This is a genomic window from Cloacibacillus sp. (assembly GCA_036655895.1).
In the GTDB taxonomy this organism is placed as follows: domain Bacteria; phylum Synergistota; class Synergistia; order Synergistales; family Synergistaceae; genus JAVVPF01.
The window spans coordinates 15,232-31,735 of record JAVVPF010000027.1 but is presented as its reverse complement, the minus strand read 5'-3'; the positions used below and the strand labels follow the sequence as shown (position 1 = coordinate 31,735).

Below are 16,504 nucleotides of genomic sequence, written 5' to 3'. Positions count from 1 at the left end.
TTATTTTGCCGCAAACCTTCTTACAGGCTGCGTTTTATGAAGCGGCCTTTTGGTTTTTTTTCTTTTAATTCACCGTCCGCCACGAGGTGCTCGCCGCGCAGCCAGACGTCTGTGCAGCGGCAGGAGAGGGCGGCGCCCTCGTACGGCGTGTAATCCGCCTTCTGGTGCAGCGCGCCGCATGTGACGGTGTGGGGCTGTTCCGGGTCGATTATTATGACGTCCGCGTCAGCTCCCGCCTCAAGGCGGCCTTTGTCGGGCATCCCAAGTATGCGCGCCGGAGCCGCCGCCGTGATTTCAACGAAGCGCTCAAGCGACAGCCGCCCTTTCATCACGCCCTCGGAAAAAAGCAGCTCCATTCTTGTCTCAACGCCCGGCACGCCGCCCGGCGCGTTGAAGATGTTGCGCGCACCCAGACGTTTTTTTGCGGCGCGGCTGAACGAGCAGTGATCTGTGCCTATCGTGTCTATGTCGCCCTGCGCCGCCGCGCGCCATAGCCTTTCGCAGTCGCCGCGGCCGCGAAGCGGAGGGGCCATCACGTAGTCCAACCCGTTTTCTTGTTTATAGCGGTCGTCGGTGAGCAGAAGGTACTGCGGGCAGCTTTCGGCGTAGACCGTCTGCCCCGTGCGCCGCGCAAGGATGACTTCCTCAAGCGCCGCCTTTGTTGAAAGATGCACGATGTAGACGGGGACCTCCGCCGCGCGCGCGAGCGTAAGGACGCGCTTTACCGCCTCCGCCTCGCAGTAGTCCGGGCGGCTCTTAGGCCACGCGTCATACGGCGTGGGCAGCGTTTTTTGATATTCCGCGCCAAGGCCGCTTGTCACGGCGTTGTTTTCACAGTGAAAGAAAAGAAGGCCGCCCTCTTCCTTCATTTGCTTCATTAAGGGAAATATCTCCTCGTCGCGCAGCATCCCTGCGTAGGTGGTGTAGACTTTGCCCGTTGGAAAGCCCTTTGCTATGACGTCGTGAAGTTCGCGGCGGACGGTCTCGTCGTAGCGCTGGAAAACCATGTGGACGGAGTAATCTGTGAAGGAACCCTTTGCGCCCTCTTCAAGTTCAAGTTCGACGGGCGCGGCAAGCGAAGAACCATCGGGCGCAAAGCCCGGATGATCGACGATGGTCGTCGTCCCTCCGAAAAGCGCGGCGCGCGTCGCCGCCTTGAAGCCGTCGGATACCTTGCGCGCGCCTATCTTCAACATCACGTGCGTATGAGGGTCGACGCCGCCGGGCAGCACATATCTGCCGCGGGCGTCGAATACGCCGGCTGCGGCCGCGTGCAGCGAACTGCCGACCGCCGCTATTTTTTCGCCCTCAATGAGCAGGTCTCCCCGAAACGCTCCGGCAGGCGAGCCTATGATCCCGTTTTTGATGATAAGAGCCATTCTTATCGCCTCCAGTGCGACTTAAAAGTCAATTCAGGTCCAGATTTTTGACAAGTTCCGCCGCTGTGGGCGTGACGGCAAGCCCTCCAAGCGACGTTTCACGCAGCGCAGGGGCCATCATGCGCCCTATCTGCCCCATTGAATCTATGACTTCGTCAAGCGGAATGACGGACTCTATTCCGGCAAGCGCCATGTCCGCACATATAACGCCGTTTGCTATCAAAATGCCGTTGCGCTTGATGCAGGGGCATTCCACAAGGCCGCCCACAGGGTCGCAGACGAGGCCGAGCACTGATTTAAAGGTCATTGCCGCCGCGTGCGCGCTCATGGCCGGCGTGCCTCCTTCAAGGTAGGCGAGGGCGGCGGAGCCCATCGCCGCGGCCGCGCCGCACTCGGCCTGACAGCCGCCTTTGGCGCCGGCAAGCGTCGCGCGAAAGGCGGTCACTTCGCCCACGGCGCCCGCCACTATCAGCGCCTCTGTGAGCAGCCGGTCCGTATCTTTGTCCGCGCCCCTGAAAAATTCCCACGCAAAGAGCATGCCCGGAATGATGCCGCAGCTTCCGGCCGTGGGAGCCGCCACGATGCGTCCCATCACGGCGTTGTAGGAGGCCACCTCCATCGCGGTGGCAGATGCCGCCATCAGAAAGTCGCCGGACATCGAGCCGGTATAGGCGCGCAGCTTCGGCCCCATCGGCGGTTCGAGCCGGCAGGCCTCGGAGTTCGCGCAGGCTTCGCGCACGCAGCGGCGCATGTCGCAAAGCCGCTCCGCCATGCGCAAGCGTATTTCGTTCTGCGCGACGCCTGACTCCTGTGAATCAAGAAGCAGCACCGCCTCAGGGAAGGTCATCCCCTTTTCGGCGGCCAAGTTTACTATTTTTTCTACAGCTTTAAGCATCTTACGCCTCCCCCTGTATCCCGATGACGCGCACTATGCCCGGGTGCAGATTTTTCATCGTCTCAGTATCGACGCGCTCCTCGCCTGAGTCCAGCTCCAGCACCATTGTGGCAAGTCCTCCGCGCGCGTTTCGGTGCAGCTTCATCGTCGCTATGTTCACGTTGTGGGCCGAAAGGTATGACGTGACGGCGCTTACTACGCCCTGAACGTCTTTATTCATTATGATGATGGCGGGAAGAGTGCAGGAGATGTCCACCTGAAAGCCGTCCAGCTTATGCAGCACGACGGCGCCGCCGCCTATGGAATATCCGACCGCCTCCATCGAGCGTCCGCCTCCCGTGACGACTATGCGCACGGAATTTGGGTGCGCGCCGGCGACCTCTTCCGTATAGAATGCAAATTCCATGCCGGCTTCGCGCGCAAGCTGTTTTGCGCTGCGTATGTCGGGGTCGTCCTGCCCCATGCCGAGCAGCCCGGCGATGAGAGCCTTGTCAGTGCCGTGCCCCGCGCCCGTGCTCGCGAAGCTGCCGCGCATGTAAAGGTCCGCGTGCTTCACCTCTTCGCCCCAGCACATCCGCACGATGCGCCCTATATGCGCCGCGCCCGCCGTGTGGCTTGACGACGGCCCTATCATGACAGGCCCGATTATTTCCCAAACAGGCATTCCATCACCTCATTCGATAAGCTCATTTACGGCCTTATCTTATATTATGAGTGCAAAGCGGTCAACGCGGCGCGGACAAAAAACGCCCGTTCGGATTATAATATCGGATGTGTAAATGTATGTGAAAGCGGGGAAAAATCATGGAAGATAGAAATGAAAGCGTACTTGACATGACGGCTTTGATAGCGCAGATGCACCGCTGCTCGGAGCTTTTGCTGCGCCTCAACGCAATGCCGGAAGGCTATAGGCGGGAACGCGACGCGGTGCTCACGGAGCTGCTCGGCTCGCGCGGGGCGCGCCTCCACCTGCGCTCTCCATTCAACGCTATCATGGGCAATAACATCCATCTTGGGGAAAACTGCTTCATCAACATGAACTGCACCTTTTTGGACGACGCGGCGATAACGGTAGGCAGCTATGTGCTGATAGCGCCGGACGTAAAGATATACACCGCCTCGCACCCGACAGACACAGGCGTGCGCTGGGGCAAAATGAACAAATGGGAGGGATTTGAATACCCTGTCACGCACACTCTGCCCGTTTCTATCGGAGACCGCGCGTGGATAGGCGGAGGCGCGGTAATCATGCCTGGCGTCACGATAGGAGAGGGCGCCGTCATAGGCGCGGGCAGCGTCGTTACAAGAGATATACCGGCCGCGGTCGTGGCTTGTGGAAACCCATGCAGAATAATCAAAAGCATCAATTAAATTAATTAAATTCACAATCAATAGTTGATATTAAAATCACAAAGACGGCTGTTATAATTTTCTTCGCTATGGTAAAATTACGACACCGTTAGTTAAACGGAAAATCCCTGAGGAGGTAGTTCTATGCGCAAGTTATTTGCAGCAGCATTACTTTGCACACTGTTCTTCGCACTCCCCGCAGTTGCCGCCGACACAATAAAAATCGGCGAAATTGCAACAGTCACCGGTGACTTCGCCGCCTATGGCGTAGCCGAAGTTGAGGCCGTCAAGATGGCCGTCAAAGAGATCAACGCCAAAGGCGGAGTTCTCGGCAAGAAACTCGAAGTCGTCATGTATGACTGCCGCACACGTAACGAAGACATGGTCAGCGCGGCCCGCCGCCTCGTCCAGCAGGACAAGGTAGTTGCTGCAATCGGACCCAGCGGCTCCGGCCTCTGCATCGCGGCCTCGCCGATCTTCAACCAGGGCAAAGTGTCCCACATCGGAACGCTGCCGACAAACCCGAAGGTAACAGTCGACGAAAAGGGAAAAGTAAAGCCCTACAACTTCCGTATATGCTTCCTTGATCCTTATCAGGGCAAGATCCTCGCAGTATTCGCGGCAAAAGACCTTAAAGCCAAGACGGCGGCAATCCTTTACGACGTATCGAGCGACTATTCACACGGACTTCGTGAATACTTCACCAACAGCTTCAAAGGTTACGGCGGCAAGATCGTAGCCGACGAAGGCCACCGCGGCGAAGACGTCGACTTCCGCGCACAGCTCACAAAGATCAAACAGGCGAACCCCGAAGTGCTCGTACTCCCCACAATGGGCAAATGCCTCCCCCTCGCAGTCAAACAGGCTCGTGAGATGGGCATCAACGTTCCCATCATCGGCGGCGACGGCTACGGCGACTTCATGTGGGAGATCGCAGGCAAAGACGCTATGAAGAAAACCTACTGGGTCAGCCACGTTGCGAAGGAAGACCCCGCTCTGAAGGAATTCTTCGCGAAGTATAAGAAGCAGGCCGGCACAGAATGCCAGGAATTCATGAACGCGGTCATGGCTTATGACTCAGTGTACTGGCTCGCAGACGCAATCAAACGCGCCGGCTCGACAGACCCCGTGAAGGTCCGCCAGGCTCTCGAAAATACAAAGGGCCTCCAGCTGATGCACACAAAGCTTACAATGGACCAGTTCCACGATCCTAAAGACAAGGACGGTTTCATCCTCGAAGCTAAGGACGGCAAAGCCGTATTCTTCAAGAAGATCAGACCGGACTCAAAGTAGTCTTAACTCAAAATTTATTACAAAAAAGAGAGGCGCAAGCCTCTCTTTTTTTATGCCGTTCGCTATATTATTGAAAATTTATCCGCGGTATTCCCTAAACGCCTCCGCAAGACGCCTCACGCCCTCTTCGGCCACCTCCGGCGCGACCTTCGCAAAGGATATCCTAAACGAGCGCTTGTCCTTCTTGCCCTCGTCGAGCGTATAAAAGGCGCTGCCCGGTATGATGCCTATCTTTTTTTCCGTCACGGCAAAGCGCGCGAAGGCGGTCATATCGTCTATGCCGTCAGCCTCGCCCCAGAGGAAGAAGCCGCCCTTTGGATAATTTGTCTTAATGCCAAGCGGCTTCAAGTGGCGCTCTATCGCCGCCGTCATTCCGTCGCGGCGCACGCGGTAGGTGTCGCGCAGGAATTTCACGCGCTGCGCAAAATCCACGCCCTTCAAATAGTTCACTATCCCCTGCTGTAGGATGGCGGGGCGCGTCAGGCCCGCGCTTATGCGAAAGGCGTTGAGCTGCGGGATGATGGCATCTGGCACGACGGCCCAGCCGCAGCGAAGTCCGGGCGCTATCAGCTTTGAAAAGCTGTTGCTGTGGATGACGCGCCTGTCGTCTCCGGCAAGCGCGAGGTAGGTCGCGGGCGGCTCTTCGTCGTAGCTCAGATAGTGATAGGGGTCGTCCTCAAAGATGGGCACGCCGTATTTTGCCGCGATCTCAAGTATCTCTTTGCGGCGCGCAAGCGGCGAGGTGCGCCCGCTTGGATTTTGAAAATTCGGGATGGTGTATAGAAAGCGGACTGGACGTTCCTTAAGCGCCGCCTCGAAAGCGGCGGGGATTATGCCGTCGTCGTCGGAGGCGACGCCGACGCAGTTTGCGCCCTGCTTGCGGAAGGTAAGCAGCGTCTCCGTAAAGGTCGGCGCTTCGACGAGCACGGTGCATCCTGGGTCGATGAGCGTCTCCGCGACCAGCTCTATCGCCTCGCCTGCTCCGTTCGTCAGCAGAATGTTTTCGGCGCTCACCCAATCGGGCGCCATGCCGTCCGCCCTCATGCGCTGCGTTATCCACTCGCGCAGCTCAGGCAGCCCGAAGTCCTCTTTGGCGTAGGCAAGCAGCGACGTCTCGTCAAAAACCGAGGCAAAGGCCGATTTGAGCGCCTCCGTCGGATATATGTCGGCCGACGGCTCTCCCGCGGTAAATGAAATGGCCCCGTTTTCTATCGTAAGCTTTATCATTACGCCTATCTCTGACGGGTCAAGACGCTCCTTCGCCATCGCGCTCAGTTGGTTTTTAAATGTGAATGGATGTGTCATACGCATTCCTCCTGCTCATATATAAATTCAAACTATATGATAGCGCATAGACATCAGGCATCAAGCCCTTTTTTGCGCCGGCATTTCCCCGTATCTAAAATATCTGATAGAATAGTAGTGACAGCGTCAAAAATTTTTAACAAAGGATGGACTTTTTATGAAACAGAAAAACTCTTTCATCTTTATCGCCGTGCTCGCCGCGGTTCTTTTTTCATTTTCCTCAAACGCGTGGGCCGCGCCAAAGAAAATAATCTTCACGACTGTATCGCTTCCCAACGTTTCATACACAAAGGTGCTCTACACCGTAGTGAAGCCGGAGCTTGAAAAACTCTCAGGCGGAACGCTCTCGCTTGAAATATTCGACTCAAGCAAGCTCTTCAGCCAGGACGACGAACTGCCGGCCGTCATCAAAGGCAACGCGACGATGTGCTACACCGACGCCACATGGCTTGCAGACTACATGCCATCAATGAAGATGATGGCGGCGGGCTACCTCTTCAGCGACAGGGCGCACATGGATAAGGTACTGAACGGCGCGCTCGGCAAAAAAATGTTCGCCGATGTAGCGAAAAAAGTCGGCGTCCGCCCGCTTGGGGCTTACTACATCGGAGCGCGCCACATAGCGATGCGCAGCACAAAGACGATAACGAAGCCGGAAGATCTCAAAGGCGTCAAGCTCCGCACGCCCAACTCCTCCGCGTGGCTCTCGCTCGGCAAAGCGCTTGGAGCAAACCCCGTCCCCATAGCCTTCTCGGAGCTTTACACGGCGCTCCAGACGGGAACAGTTGACGGCCTGGAGAACCCTCTTGGCGGCATCGACGAAGGCTCCTTCTTTGAAGTCATAAAGACGATATCGCTTAACGGCCACATGATAGGCGCCGTTTGGCCCGCCATAAACGAAAAGTTCTGGCAGGGGCTCACCCAGGCGCAGCAGACGGCCGTGGTCAAAGCCTTTGAAAAGGGCATGATAGCCAACGAAAAGCTCGCCGTCGCCGACGAAAAGGCGCTGCTTAAGAAATATCAGGACAAGTACGGCATCAAAATCGTGAAGCCCGACGTAAACGCCTTCAAAAAGCGCGTGCGCGCCTACTATCTCAGCGACAAATCCATCACGCAGGATTGGGACATGGACCTCTACAAACAGATAATCGGAATGAGCAAATAAGGTAAAAGAAAAATAAACGGCTCCGCAGAGGCTGCGCGTCTCTGCGGATTTAATTTTTAAATTTAAGGGGACAAATTCGTGAAGCTCGCAAAAAAACTATGGGGCGTTCTGGAAGACGTGATCGGCATCTATCTTCCCGGCGTAACCTTCATCATCATGTTCGTCGTATTCTGCATACAGGTGATATGCCGGTATCTCTTTGACTTCCAGTTCCGCTGGAGCTACGAGCTGACCGTCATAGCCTTCATGTGGACCACCGTCATGGGCGCGTGCTACGCAAGCCGCACGAAAGACCACGTCTCCTTCGACCTCATCTACAAAAAATTCGGCCCGCGCACGCGCGCCGCAATGGACATAGCGGGCGACGCGCTGGTGCTTGCTTCGCTCTGCCTCTTATTTAAACCGGCGCTTGAATACATCGACTTTATGGGAATAAAAAAGACGGCCTCGCTTTGCATAAGTTTCCGCGTAGTCTACGCGCCGATAATGCTCTTCATCTTCTTCGCGGGGCTATACCTCGCGCTTGACATTGCGCGCGCGGCGCGCAGCCTGGCACAGGGCTGCGACGGAAAGGAGGGCGCGAAATGAGCGTTTCCCTTGGCATAATAATAGGCGTCATGGCGCTCACCTTCATACTGAACATACCGGTCACCTACGGCATGATAGCCGCAGGCGTCTTCTACCTCGCCTACAACAGCGCCGACATCGGACTCGTCGTAGGACAGATAATGGGGATGATGTACAGCAGCTACGTCCTCATCGCCATACCTCTTTTCATCTTCACCGCCAACATAATGAACAACGGCAAGGTGACCGACGTCATGTTCGACTTCGCTCGCGCCCTCATAGGCCGCAGACGCGGCGCGCTCGCCTACGTCAACGTGCTCGTATCGCTGATCTTCTCCGGCATGACGGGCTCGGCTATCGCGGACGCCTCCGGCATAGGCACAATGGAGATAGAGGCAATGGACAAAAACGGCTACGACAGGCCATTCTCCTGCGCCATCACCGCGGCGAGCGCAATAATCGGCCCCATCTTCCCGCCTAGCATCCCATTCGTAATCTACGCGATGCTCTCCGGCGCCTCCGTAGGCGCGCTCTTTCTTGGCGGCGTGCTTCCCGCCTTCTTCATAGCGGGCGCGCTTTCACTCTACATCTCGTACATCGCGAAAAAACGCGGCTACCCGGAGGGCATCGTCTTCACACGCTCTGAGTTCTGGCGATTCACGCTGCGCGCGCTGCCGGCGCTCTTCACGCCCGTCATACTTCTTGTCGGCATCTACACCGGCGTCATGACGCCCACGGAGGCGGGAGCCGTGGCCGCGCTCTATGCGCTCATAATCTCCGTCTTCGCCTACAGAGTGCTCGGCTTCAAAGAATTCTGCATAAGTGTAAAGGCCTCCGTAACGGCCACCGGTTCAATAACCATACTGACCGCGGCCGCCGCCGTATTTTCCTACGTCGTGGTAAAAGAAAACATCCCCGGCATGGTCTCTGACCTCATTCTCGGCATGACAGACCAAAAACTTATCGTGCTGATATGCGTCAACGTGCTCTTTCTTATACTCGGAATGTTCCTCGACACGGCGGTGCTCCAATACGTCTTTCTGCCGATCGTCATACCGATAGTCTCCGCCGTGGGCATAGACCTGGTACACTTCGGCGTTCTCATCTGCCTCAACATGATGATAGGCCTCTGCACGCCGCCCTTCGGCTTTTTGCTCTTCGTCACGGCAAACATAGGAAAAACTCCGCTTGCCGACGTAGTACGCGAGATATTCCCGATGCTGCTCATACTGATAGCCGTCATGGTAGTGCTGATGCTATTCCCGCAGACGATACTATGGCTGCCGGGCATGATGATGAAATAAATCGCGTCGACTCCGTCCTGTCTCGTTTCATTAGAAATAGTAGTTTTGCTGATATCCAGTTTAGCGCGAAAGCGCCTTTGACCGACGAACTTGAAATGATAGCAGAGAGCAGCCTCCCCTATATACATTGGAGGTTTGTGCGCCTATTTGATATGTTTATTAAGAAACCATATCAATATGCCGCAATATGAAGGTTTGGGGTTCGCATCAAGTATTTCTTTGCGCATTTTCTCAAGGCGCGCTTTGTTCCAACTGGTGCTTTTCCCGAACTTTGTATTTAATTGACCAATGAATGCCAAAAGAACTTGTTCGCGCGATTTCTTGTGGGGGCCGGCGTCGCTGTTCAAATTGAGAGTATGATGTAAATCATTATTAATGTCGTGGTCCTCAGAATATATTGTTCCATCATACTTATATTTTATCTTATTGATAGAGGCCTCGTCCCAGGGATCCACGGCAAGGGGCCGCGAGCCTCTGTGTGCGTCACATGTCAATCGACATTTTCCATGCCCGCCGTCATCACGCTCGCCCCCATAACATACGCCTAGCATGTTTAGGTATGAAAGCGCCTTTTCCGGTGAGACGGACTGCGAAACATAGTGCTCTATGCGCATCTCGCTCGGTGCGCGGAGCCTTCGCATACAGTAGGCGCAGAGTCCCGCCTGCTCCTGCATCAAAGATTGTTTGATGTCATCTTTGCCGCAGCCATCATAGTTTGCGCCGGCTGTTTTTTTATACTGCGTGAGAGACGCAGGTTCTTTGCCCTTTTTGATGTACAGCATTCACGCTATTTATCCGTGTTTTCAAATTTTTCAAAGAAGAGGACGGTTTCAGCTTTAGCTATTTCCGGGTCATCGGCGCCTATCTCAGTTTTGATGCGCTCTAACACTGCCTCCGCTTCTTCAAGTTTCATTTCGGAAACTTGCGTATAGAAGTTGTTTAGCAGTGATTTTATTTCAGAGGGACGTTCGCTTGCTCCCATAAGTTCGCATAGTATAGAGTTTGCGTCTCTGCCATAGACGGCATAATGAGGCGTGTGAAGGTCCTCTCTTTCAATAACAACGATTTGCGCGTCTTTCGCCGACATTATTACCGACGGAGCGTGCGTGGTGACTATAAATTGTACTTTAGGAAATATTCTAGTCAGGTCGCTTAAAATTACCTGCTGCCACAGCGGATGAAGATGCAGATCTACCTCATCTATCAAAACGACGCCTGGCGCGGCCGTCAGTGCCTTTTCCTCAAGATGAGGGTTTAGGACCGCCATGCGGTATGCGATGTCGCCTATCATACTGATCGTGCTTTTATATCCGTCGCTGAGCTCTGTCAACAAATATGTCTGGCGGTTTTTTGAGGCCGAGGATATCAGTTCAAGAGACTGGGATTCAAGGTTGTAGCGTATTTCAGAATCTTGAAAATCAGATATTTTTTCCACGCACTGTTTAACCGCGCTCTTTACGACTTCAAAGATGGGAAGTTTTGCCGCGCCGTTATTAAGTTGGAGCTCCTGGAGTTCCTTTTGCGTCATTTTTTCAAACCACTCCAACATAAGTTTTTCGTTGGATTCGGCGGCAAGGCAGTCTATGTATCCGTCTATACGACTGGTTTTCTTGCGCCCAGCTGCTCCCCACTTTGCTTTTTTATGTGCCCAGAGCCGTCCGGTACCGTAGTATCCAAAAACAGGGAGCACATCGTGCTCGCCTGTATTCTTCATGACATTGAGAGTCAGCCTTGAGGCGTATTCTATTATTTCGCGCGCGCCTTTGACCGTCGTGCTTCCTCCTGAAGAATTGAGAGAACGCGTCCACTTTAAAGTGGTTTTGTCGTGTTCAACGCGGCCAACGCAGCTTACAGAGACGGGATATTGCGCTTCTGTGTTGACGGCGCCGCCAGCAGCATAAGAGACATGGCGGGCATCGTTTTTATCTATATTATAATTGGCTTTTAAATCTTTTATGCCTGCGGTGAAGGCCCCAAGGCCTATGGCGATCGCATCAAGCAACGCGGACTTTCCCGCGCCGTTATTACCCACAAGAATCGTCAAACTTCCAGAAAGGTCAAGGGATATATCTTCAAAACAGCGAAAATTCTTAACGCAGACATTAGAAAGCCTCATCGGGTCTACCTCCACCTGTTTATTTTGATAATTATAGCATTCCCTCCATTAAATGTTTAACGGCGGTATTGCTTTGGAGGTCTGATTTACGCGACTTTTACTCCTGCCATGAGGAGGCCTATTTTTTCTATGTCGGCGTGGCGGGGGTCTTCTATGGAGCCGCTTATTGCGCCGTCGTACATTACGTCGATGCGGTCTGAGAGCTGGGTAAGCTCCTCCAGGTCTTTTGATATGAGGAGGACTGCGGCTCCTTCGTCTCTTGCGGCAAGCAGACGTTTGTGGACAAATTCTGCGGCGCCTACGTCTAGGCCCCAGGTGGGCTGCATGGCGATTATCACCTTTGTGGATTCCGTTATTTCACGCGAGAGCATCAGCTTTTGAAGGTTGCCTCCTGAGAGGACTCGCACAGGCGCAAAGAGCGTTGGAATGATTACGTCGTAGTCGGCCACTCTGGAGGCCGCGTACTGCGCGATATATTTCCAGTCGAGGAAGAAGCCGTTTTTCTCCATCGGCGGTCTGTTGTAGCCTTTGAGGGCCATGTTTTCGGGGACGTTCATGTTGGAGACGAGGCCCACGCCTTTGCGGTCGGCAGGAATGTAGCTGATGCCGTCCGCTATGCGGTCGCGCGCGGTGCGGTTGGTGATGGCGGCGCCGTTTAAGGTGATCTGGCCCGCGTCGGGCGCGCGCAGGCCGGCGATCACTTCGCAAAGCTCGTCCTGCCCGTTGCCGTCTACGCCAGCTACGCCTAGTATCTCGCCCGCGCGGACGTTTATGCAGACGCCTTTGAGCGCCGCGGCCCCTCGGTCGTCGCGCGCGCAGAGCGCGGAACACTCAAGCACGACGCCGCCCGGTTCTTTTTTATCCAAAGAAAGCGCAGCGCCTTCAAGCGCGCGCCCTACCATCATTTCAGCTATCTCTTCTTTTGTGACGCCGCCCGCTTCGGTGGTGGTTATTTTTTTGCCTCGGCGCAGCACCGTGAGACGGTCGGATATTTCCATTATTTCTTCTATTTTGTGCGAGATGAGCACGATGCCGTGGCCCTGAGCCACCATATTTTTCAAAGTTTTAAGGAGTTCGCGCGTCTCCTGCGGCGTGAGCACGGAGGTAGGCTCGTCAAGGATGAGCACCTTTGTACCGCGGTAGAGCATTTTTAGTATTTCGACGCGCTGCTGTTCGCCTATTGAAAGCTGCCAGATTTTTGCTTCGGGGTCGACCGAGAGGCCGTATTTATCGGAGATTTCCCGTATTTTGGCTATGACGGTCTCTTTGTTTATTACGCAGGGGAGGTCTTTCAGCCCCAGCACGATATTTTCCCAGACTGTGAAGACGGGCACCAGCATGAAGTGCTGATGCACCATGCCTATGCCGGCCTCTATGGCGGCGCGCGGGTTCGGGAGGAAGACCGGCTGCCCTTCAATGTAGATGCTGCCGCCGTCGGGCATGTAGATGCCGGAGAGGCAGTTCATGAGCGTCGTTTTTCCTGCGCCGTTTTCGCCAAGGATGCTGTGTACTTCGCCCGCTTTGAGGTCGAAGTCTACGCCCTGATTTGCGTACTGACCGTAAAATATTTTGTCTATTCCACGCATTGAGACGAGTTGTTCGTTCGCCATGGCATGTCTCCTCCAGTCGAAAAAAGAGGGCTCCCGCGTTGGTAAGAGAGCCCTCTTGGTATGGTATGTGTGAAGATTTATTTGGGGATGGTACCGTCTACGCCTTCGACGAATTTGTTCATCGAGAGCATATCTTTATCTGTAAGTTTCTGTCCGGCGGCTACCATAGTTTTGCCGTCCTGTCCTTTGATGGGGCCGTGGAAGACGTCCCATTTCCCGTCAAGTATCTTTTTCTTTTCAGCGGCTACGAGCTTTTTCGTGTCCTCTGAAACGGCTTTGCCGAAGTTGGAAAGGTCGACCATTCCATCCTTCATGCTCCACCACACCTGCTGGGATTTCCATGTGCCTTTTGCGATGGCCTTTGTTGAGTAGTCATAATACTTGCCCCAGTTCCATACGGGCGTGACGAGATGGCGCGTGGGGGCGTATTTGTCCATCGGCGTGTTGTATCCGATGACCCACATGCCGAGCTCTTCGGCCGCTTTGGGCGCGCCGCCGGTGTCGGCGTGCATGGCCACTGTGTCGCATTTGGCGTCAAAGAGCGCCTTTGTAGCCTCTTTTTCCTTTGCGGGGTCATGCCATGTGTAGATCCAGACTACCTTTACCTTCGCCTTGGGGTTGACCTTGCGGACTCCGAGGGTGAAGGCGTTGATGCCGCGGATGACTTCGGGGATGGGGTAGGCCGCTACATAGCCGATGTTGTTGCTCTTCGTTGCGCGTCCTGCGACGAGGCCGGAGAGGTAGCGCGGCTGGTACATGCGTCCGAAGTAGGTGCTGACGTTCGGGGCGTCCTTATAGCCGGAGCAGTGGTTGAAATAGACGTCGGGGTGGCGCTTCGCTACGTTGATGACGTGGTCCATGTAGCCGAAGGAGTTGGCGTAGATGACTTTAGCGCCGTTTCTGATGGCCGTCTCCATGACGCGCTCTGCGTCGGGGCCTTCGGGAACGGATTCAACGATTGAGCTTTTGAGGCCGGGATTGTTCTTTTCCATGAGCTTGCGCCCCTGGTCGTGCATGTAGTTGTAGCCGCCGTCCGCGGCCGGGCCAACGTAAATAAATGCCGGTTTCTGATCCTCGACCTTGATCGCGCCGAGGGCGAATGCTGACGCTGAAAATGCCATTACCAGCGCTATTGCAAGCAGAACTGCCTTTTTCATTTTTAAGGTTCCCCCTTTTATTTTATGCAGCCTTAGCTGACATTTCGATAGAATAACATAAGTTTGTTTATTTTTCTATATGGCTCACTCCCGCTCCTCACGCCGGAACGGAATGGAAAGCGAGGAGGGCGCGCCTAGCAGCCGGCCTTTGCCGGAACGTATGGAGACGGCTGTGAGCACGACGATGGTCATTATGTAGGGCAGAGTCAAAAGCAGCGAGGCCGATACTGTGGAGCCCATCGCCTGAAGGCGAAGCTGAAGCGCGTCGACGCCGCCGAAGAGATAGGCGCCTATTGCCGCGCGAGCAGGGTTCCAGAGGCCGAAGATTACGAGTGCAACCGCTATCCAGCCGCGGCCAGCCGTCATTCCCTCTATCCACATCTGCGCGTAGACTACTGAAAGATAGCCGCCGCCAAGGCCCGCGAGACCGCCGCCCGCGATGCTGTAAAAATATCTTATGGCCGAGACGTGCAGGCCCATCGCGTCCGCGGCGCGCGGGTTTTCGCCCACGGCGCGGCAGTTGAGCCCTGGCCTCGTCTTGAAGAGGAACCAGCAGAGGAAGGCGACGAGCAGATATGAAAGATATATCATCGCGTTGTGCTGAAAGAATATGGGGCCTATGACCGGTATCTGCGAAAGCAGGGGCAGCTTCCACGCGGCAAGCCCCGGAATGGTCTGTCCGATGACCTCGCGTCCCATGAGGGCGGAGAGGCCGTATCCGGCGAGCACCATCGCAAGGCCGCTCACAACCTGGTTGCACATCATCGTGATGCAGAGGAAGGCGTGGATGACGGTGATGGCGCATCCCGCGGCAAAGGCGGCAAGCAGGCCGATCCACGGGCTGCCCGTCTTCATTGTGACGGAGAAACCGGCGTAGGCTCCGACCAGCATGATGCCTTCAAGGCCCAGATTCATGACGCCCGCGCGCTCCGACATCACTTCACCGAGGCAGGCGTAAAGCACGGGCGTACCGCTTCTGATGGCTGCGGCAAGTATTACTGTGATAAATTCCATCTATTTTCCCTCCTGCTGCGGAAGCGTTATTTTTTCTTCCGCGATGAAGGCCTCAGGCTGCGGTTCGCCGGCCCTTTTGACGTTGACTATGGTTATTTTAAAACGAGAGAGCGTCTCCGCAGCAAGCACGGAAAAAAGTATCAGCCCCTGCAATATCTGAAGGCTGGCAAGCGGCAGCCCCATCACCACCTGTAACGTGTCGCCGCCTACGAGCAGCAGCCCCATGAGGAAGGCGACGAGCGGGACGTATATGGGCGAAAGGCGCGCAAGCCACGCGACAAGTATCCCCGTGTAGCCGTAGCCCATGGAAAAACCGCGGCTCATCCTGCCGTAGAGGCCTGACATTTCGCTCATTCCGGCGACGCCAGCCACTGCGCCGCCTATGAAGGTGACGAGCAGTATGTTCTTTGCGATGTTGATGCCGGCGTAGCGCGCGGCGCGCGGGTTTTCACCGATGACGGTTATTTCGTATCCCCATTTGCTGCGCTTCAAAACTATCTGAAAAATGACGGCGGCGGCCAGCGCAAGAAATATTCCTGCGTGTATGCGCGTGCCTGTGAGCACCCAGAGGCGCGCCGCGTCGGGGAAGTTCGGCGTGAACGGGAATCCCATTGAGGTGGGGTCTTTCCACGGGCCGTAGATGAAGTATTCGCTTAGATTGATGCCGATGTAGTTGAGCATGAGCGTGGTTATCGTTTCATTTACGTTCCAGCGCGCTTTGAGGAATCCTGCCGTCATTCCCCAGAGGCCGCCGGCTATCATGGCAGCCACAAGCATCATTGGGAACATCACCCAGAGCGTATCGACGTAAAAATAACGCACGACTGCGACCGTAGCTATCGCGCCCAAGCAGAGCTGCCCCTCCGCGCCTATGTTCCATATAAGCATTTTGTAGCAGATGAGGCCGCCCAACGCGGTGAGCGAAAGCGGTATCGCCTTTGTAACTATCTCGCCCATGCCGTATTTTGTGCCGAAGGCGCCTTTCAGCACCTCCGTATACGCGCGGATCGGGTCCACGCCGAGGCACGCAAAGAGCAGGCCGCCGACGAAGAGGCCAAAGACGACCGCCCCCGCCGGAATAAGGACGTTGACCCAAGGATGGCTGTAAAGTCGGGGTTCAAATCTGAATCTGATCATAAAAAAGCCTCCGTCAGCAATGTCTATTTGTTAATTATAACATGCTTTTTTAATGTTTATCGTCGTTTGCGGCAAGCCGCGCCTCCGCGTCGGCCGCGCTTTTTATGCCTCTTGCTTTGAGGCTGTTTTCTATTATCGTCTCCGGGTAGCTTTTGCCTTCGTTTTCAAATTCGGTTATTTTTTCGTCAAGCAGCGCAAGCGTCTTCATCGAA

Annotated in this window: 15 protein-coding genes; 5 read left to right on the top strand and 10 right to left on the bottom strand. The window is 55.1% G+C overall.

The window, feature by feature from the left end; all coding sequences use genetic code 11:
• Positions 1-20: 20 nt before the first annotated feature.
• The 3 genes from hydA to sdaAB are packed head-to-tail and all read right to left on the bottom strand — an operon-like array spanning position 21 to position 2,938.
• Positions 21-1,379, bottom strand: a complete 1,359-nt coding sequence (gene hydA / locus RRY12_09315) for a dihydropyrimidinase (GenBank protein MEG2184865.1) — start codon at positions 1,377-1,379, stop codon at positions 21-23.
• Between the two features lie 28 nt (positions 1,380-1,407).
• The gene (sdaAA, locus tag RRY12_09310) at positions 1,408-2,274 is read right to left on the bottom strand and encodes an L-serine ammonia-lyase, iron-sulfur-dependent, subunit alpha (GenBank protein ID MEG2184864.1); all 867 of its coding nucleotides are present in this window, start codon (positions 2,272-2,274) and stop codon (positions 1,408-1,410) included.
• Between the two features lies 1 nt (position 2,275).
• A complete protein-coding gene (gene sdaAB, locus RRY12_09305) occupies positions 2,276-2,938 on the bottom strand; it encodes an L-serine ammonia-lyase, iron-sulfur-dependent subunit beta (protein ID MEG2184863.1) in 663 nt (220 codons plus the stop codon).
• Positions 2,939-3,078: 140 nt separating this feature from the next.
• On the opposite strand from sdaAB, the gene RRY12_09300 reads away from it, so the two are divergent.
• Together RRY12_09300 and RRY12_09295 are read left to right on the top strand one after the other, a co-directional pair.
• Positions 3,079-3,645, top strand: a complete 567-nt coding sequence (locus tag RRY12_09300) for a sugar O-acetyltransferase (protein ID MEG2184862.1) — start codon at positions 3,079-3,081, stop codon at positions 3,643-3,645.
• A gap of 123 nt (positions 3,646-3,768) precedes the next feature.
• The gene (locus tag RRY12_09295; protein MEG2184861.1) at positions 3,769-4,917 is read left to right on the top strand and encodes an ABC transporter substrate-binding protein; all 1,149 of its coding nucleotides are present in this window, start codon (positions 3,769-3,771) and stop codon (positions 4,915-4,917) included.
• Between the two features lie 78 nt (positions 4,918-4,995).
• Here RRY12_09295 and RRY12_09290 read toward each other — a convergent pair whose 3' ends face one another.
• Positions 4,996-6,222, bottom strand: a complete 1,227-nt coding sequence (locus RRY12_09290) for a PLP-dependent aminotransferase family protein (protein MEG2184860.1) — start codon at positions 6,220-6,222, stop codon at positions 4,996-4,998.
• 157 nt (positions 6,223-6,379) lie between these two features.
• On the opposite strand from RRY12_09290, the gene RRY12_09285 reads away from it, so the two are divergent.
• The 3 genes from RRY12_09285 (at position 6,380) to RRY12_09275 (ending at position 9,258) form a co-directional block, all read left to right on the top strand.
• On the top strand, positions 6,380-7,387 hold the full coding sequence (locus RRY12_09285; protein ID MEG2184859.1) for a DctP family TRAP transporter solute-binding subunit: 1,008 nt from the start codon (positions 6,380-6,382) through the stop codon (positions 7,385-7,387).
• A gap of 78 nt (positions 7,388-7,465) precedes the next feature.
• A complete protein-coding gene (locus RRY12_09280; GenBank protein ID MEG2184858.1) occupies positions 7,466-7,975 on the top strand; it encodes a TRAP transporter small permease in 510 nt (169 codons plus the stop codon).
• Positions 7,972-9,258 carry a TRAP transporter large permease gene (locus RRY12_09275; GenBank protein MEG2184857.1) on the top strand — a complete coding sequence of 429 codons (1,287 nt, stop codon included), beginning with the start codon at positions 7,972-7,974 and terminating at the stop codon, positions 9,256-9,258. The genes RRY12_09280 and RRY12_09275 overlap by 4 nt, the downstream gene beginning before the upstream one ends.
• A 143-nt stretch (positions 9,259-9,401) precedes the next feature.
• Here RRY12_09275 and RRY12_09270 read toward each other — a convergent pair whose 3' ends face one another.
• The 6 genes from RRY12_09270 to RRY12_09245 all read right to left on the bottom strand — a co-directional run bounded on the left by RRY12_09270 (position 9,402) and on the right by RRY12_09245 (position 16,292).
• Positions 9,402-10,040 (bottom strand): retron system putative HNH endonuclease, encoded by a 639-nt coding sequence (locus tag RRY12_09270; GenBank protein MEG2184856.1) that lies wholly within the window; start codon positions 10,038-10,040, stop codon positions 9,402-9,404.
• 5 nt (positions 10,041-10,045) lie between these two features.
• A complete protein-coding gene (locus tag RRY12_09265; protein MEG2184855.1) occupies positions 10,046-11,374 on the bottom strand; it encodes an AAA family ATPase in 1,329 nt (442 codons plus the stop codon).
• 86 nt (positions 11,375-11,460) lie between these two features.
• Positions 11,461-12,984, bottom strand: a complete 1,524-nt coding sequence (locus RRY12_09260) for an ABC transporter ATP-binding protein (protein ID MEG2184854.1) — start codon at positions 12,982-12,984, stop codon at positions 11,461-11,463.
• Between the two features lie 77 nt (positions 12,985-13,061).
• Complete coding sequence (locus tag RRY12_09255; GenBank protein MEG2184853.1) at positions 13,062-14,141, bottom strand: BMP family ABC transporter substrate-binding protein; 1,080 nt, start codon at positions 14,139-14,141, stop codon at positions 13,062-13,064.
• Positions 14,142-14,225: 84 nt separating this feature from the next.
• The gene (locus RRY12_09250) at positions 14,226-15,155 is read right to left on the bottom strand and encodes an ABC transporter permease (protein MEG2184852.1); all 930 of its coding nucleotides are present in this window, start codon (positions 15,153-15,155) and stop codon (positions 14,226-14,228) included.
• On the bottom strand, positions 15,156-16,292 hold the full coding sequence (locus RRY12_09245) for an ABC transporter permease (GenBank protein MEG2184851.1): 1,137 nt from the start codon (positions 16,290-16,292) through the stop codon (positions 15,156-15,158).
• Between the last annotated feature and the right edge of the window lie 212 nt (positions 16,293-16,504).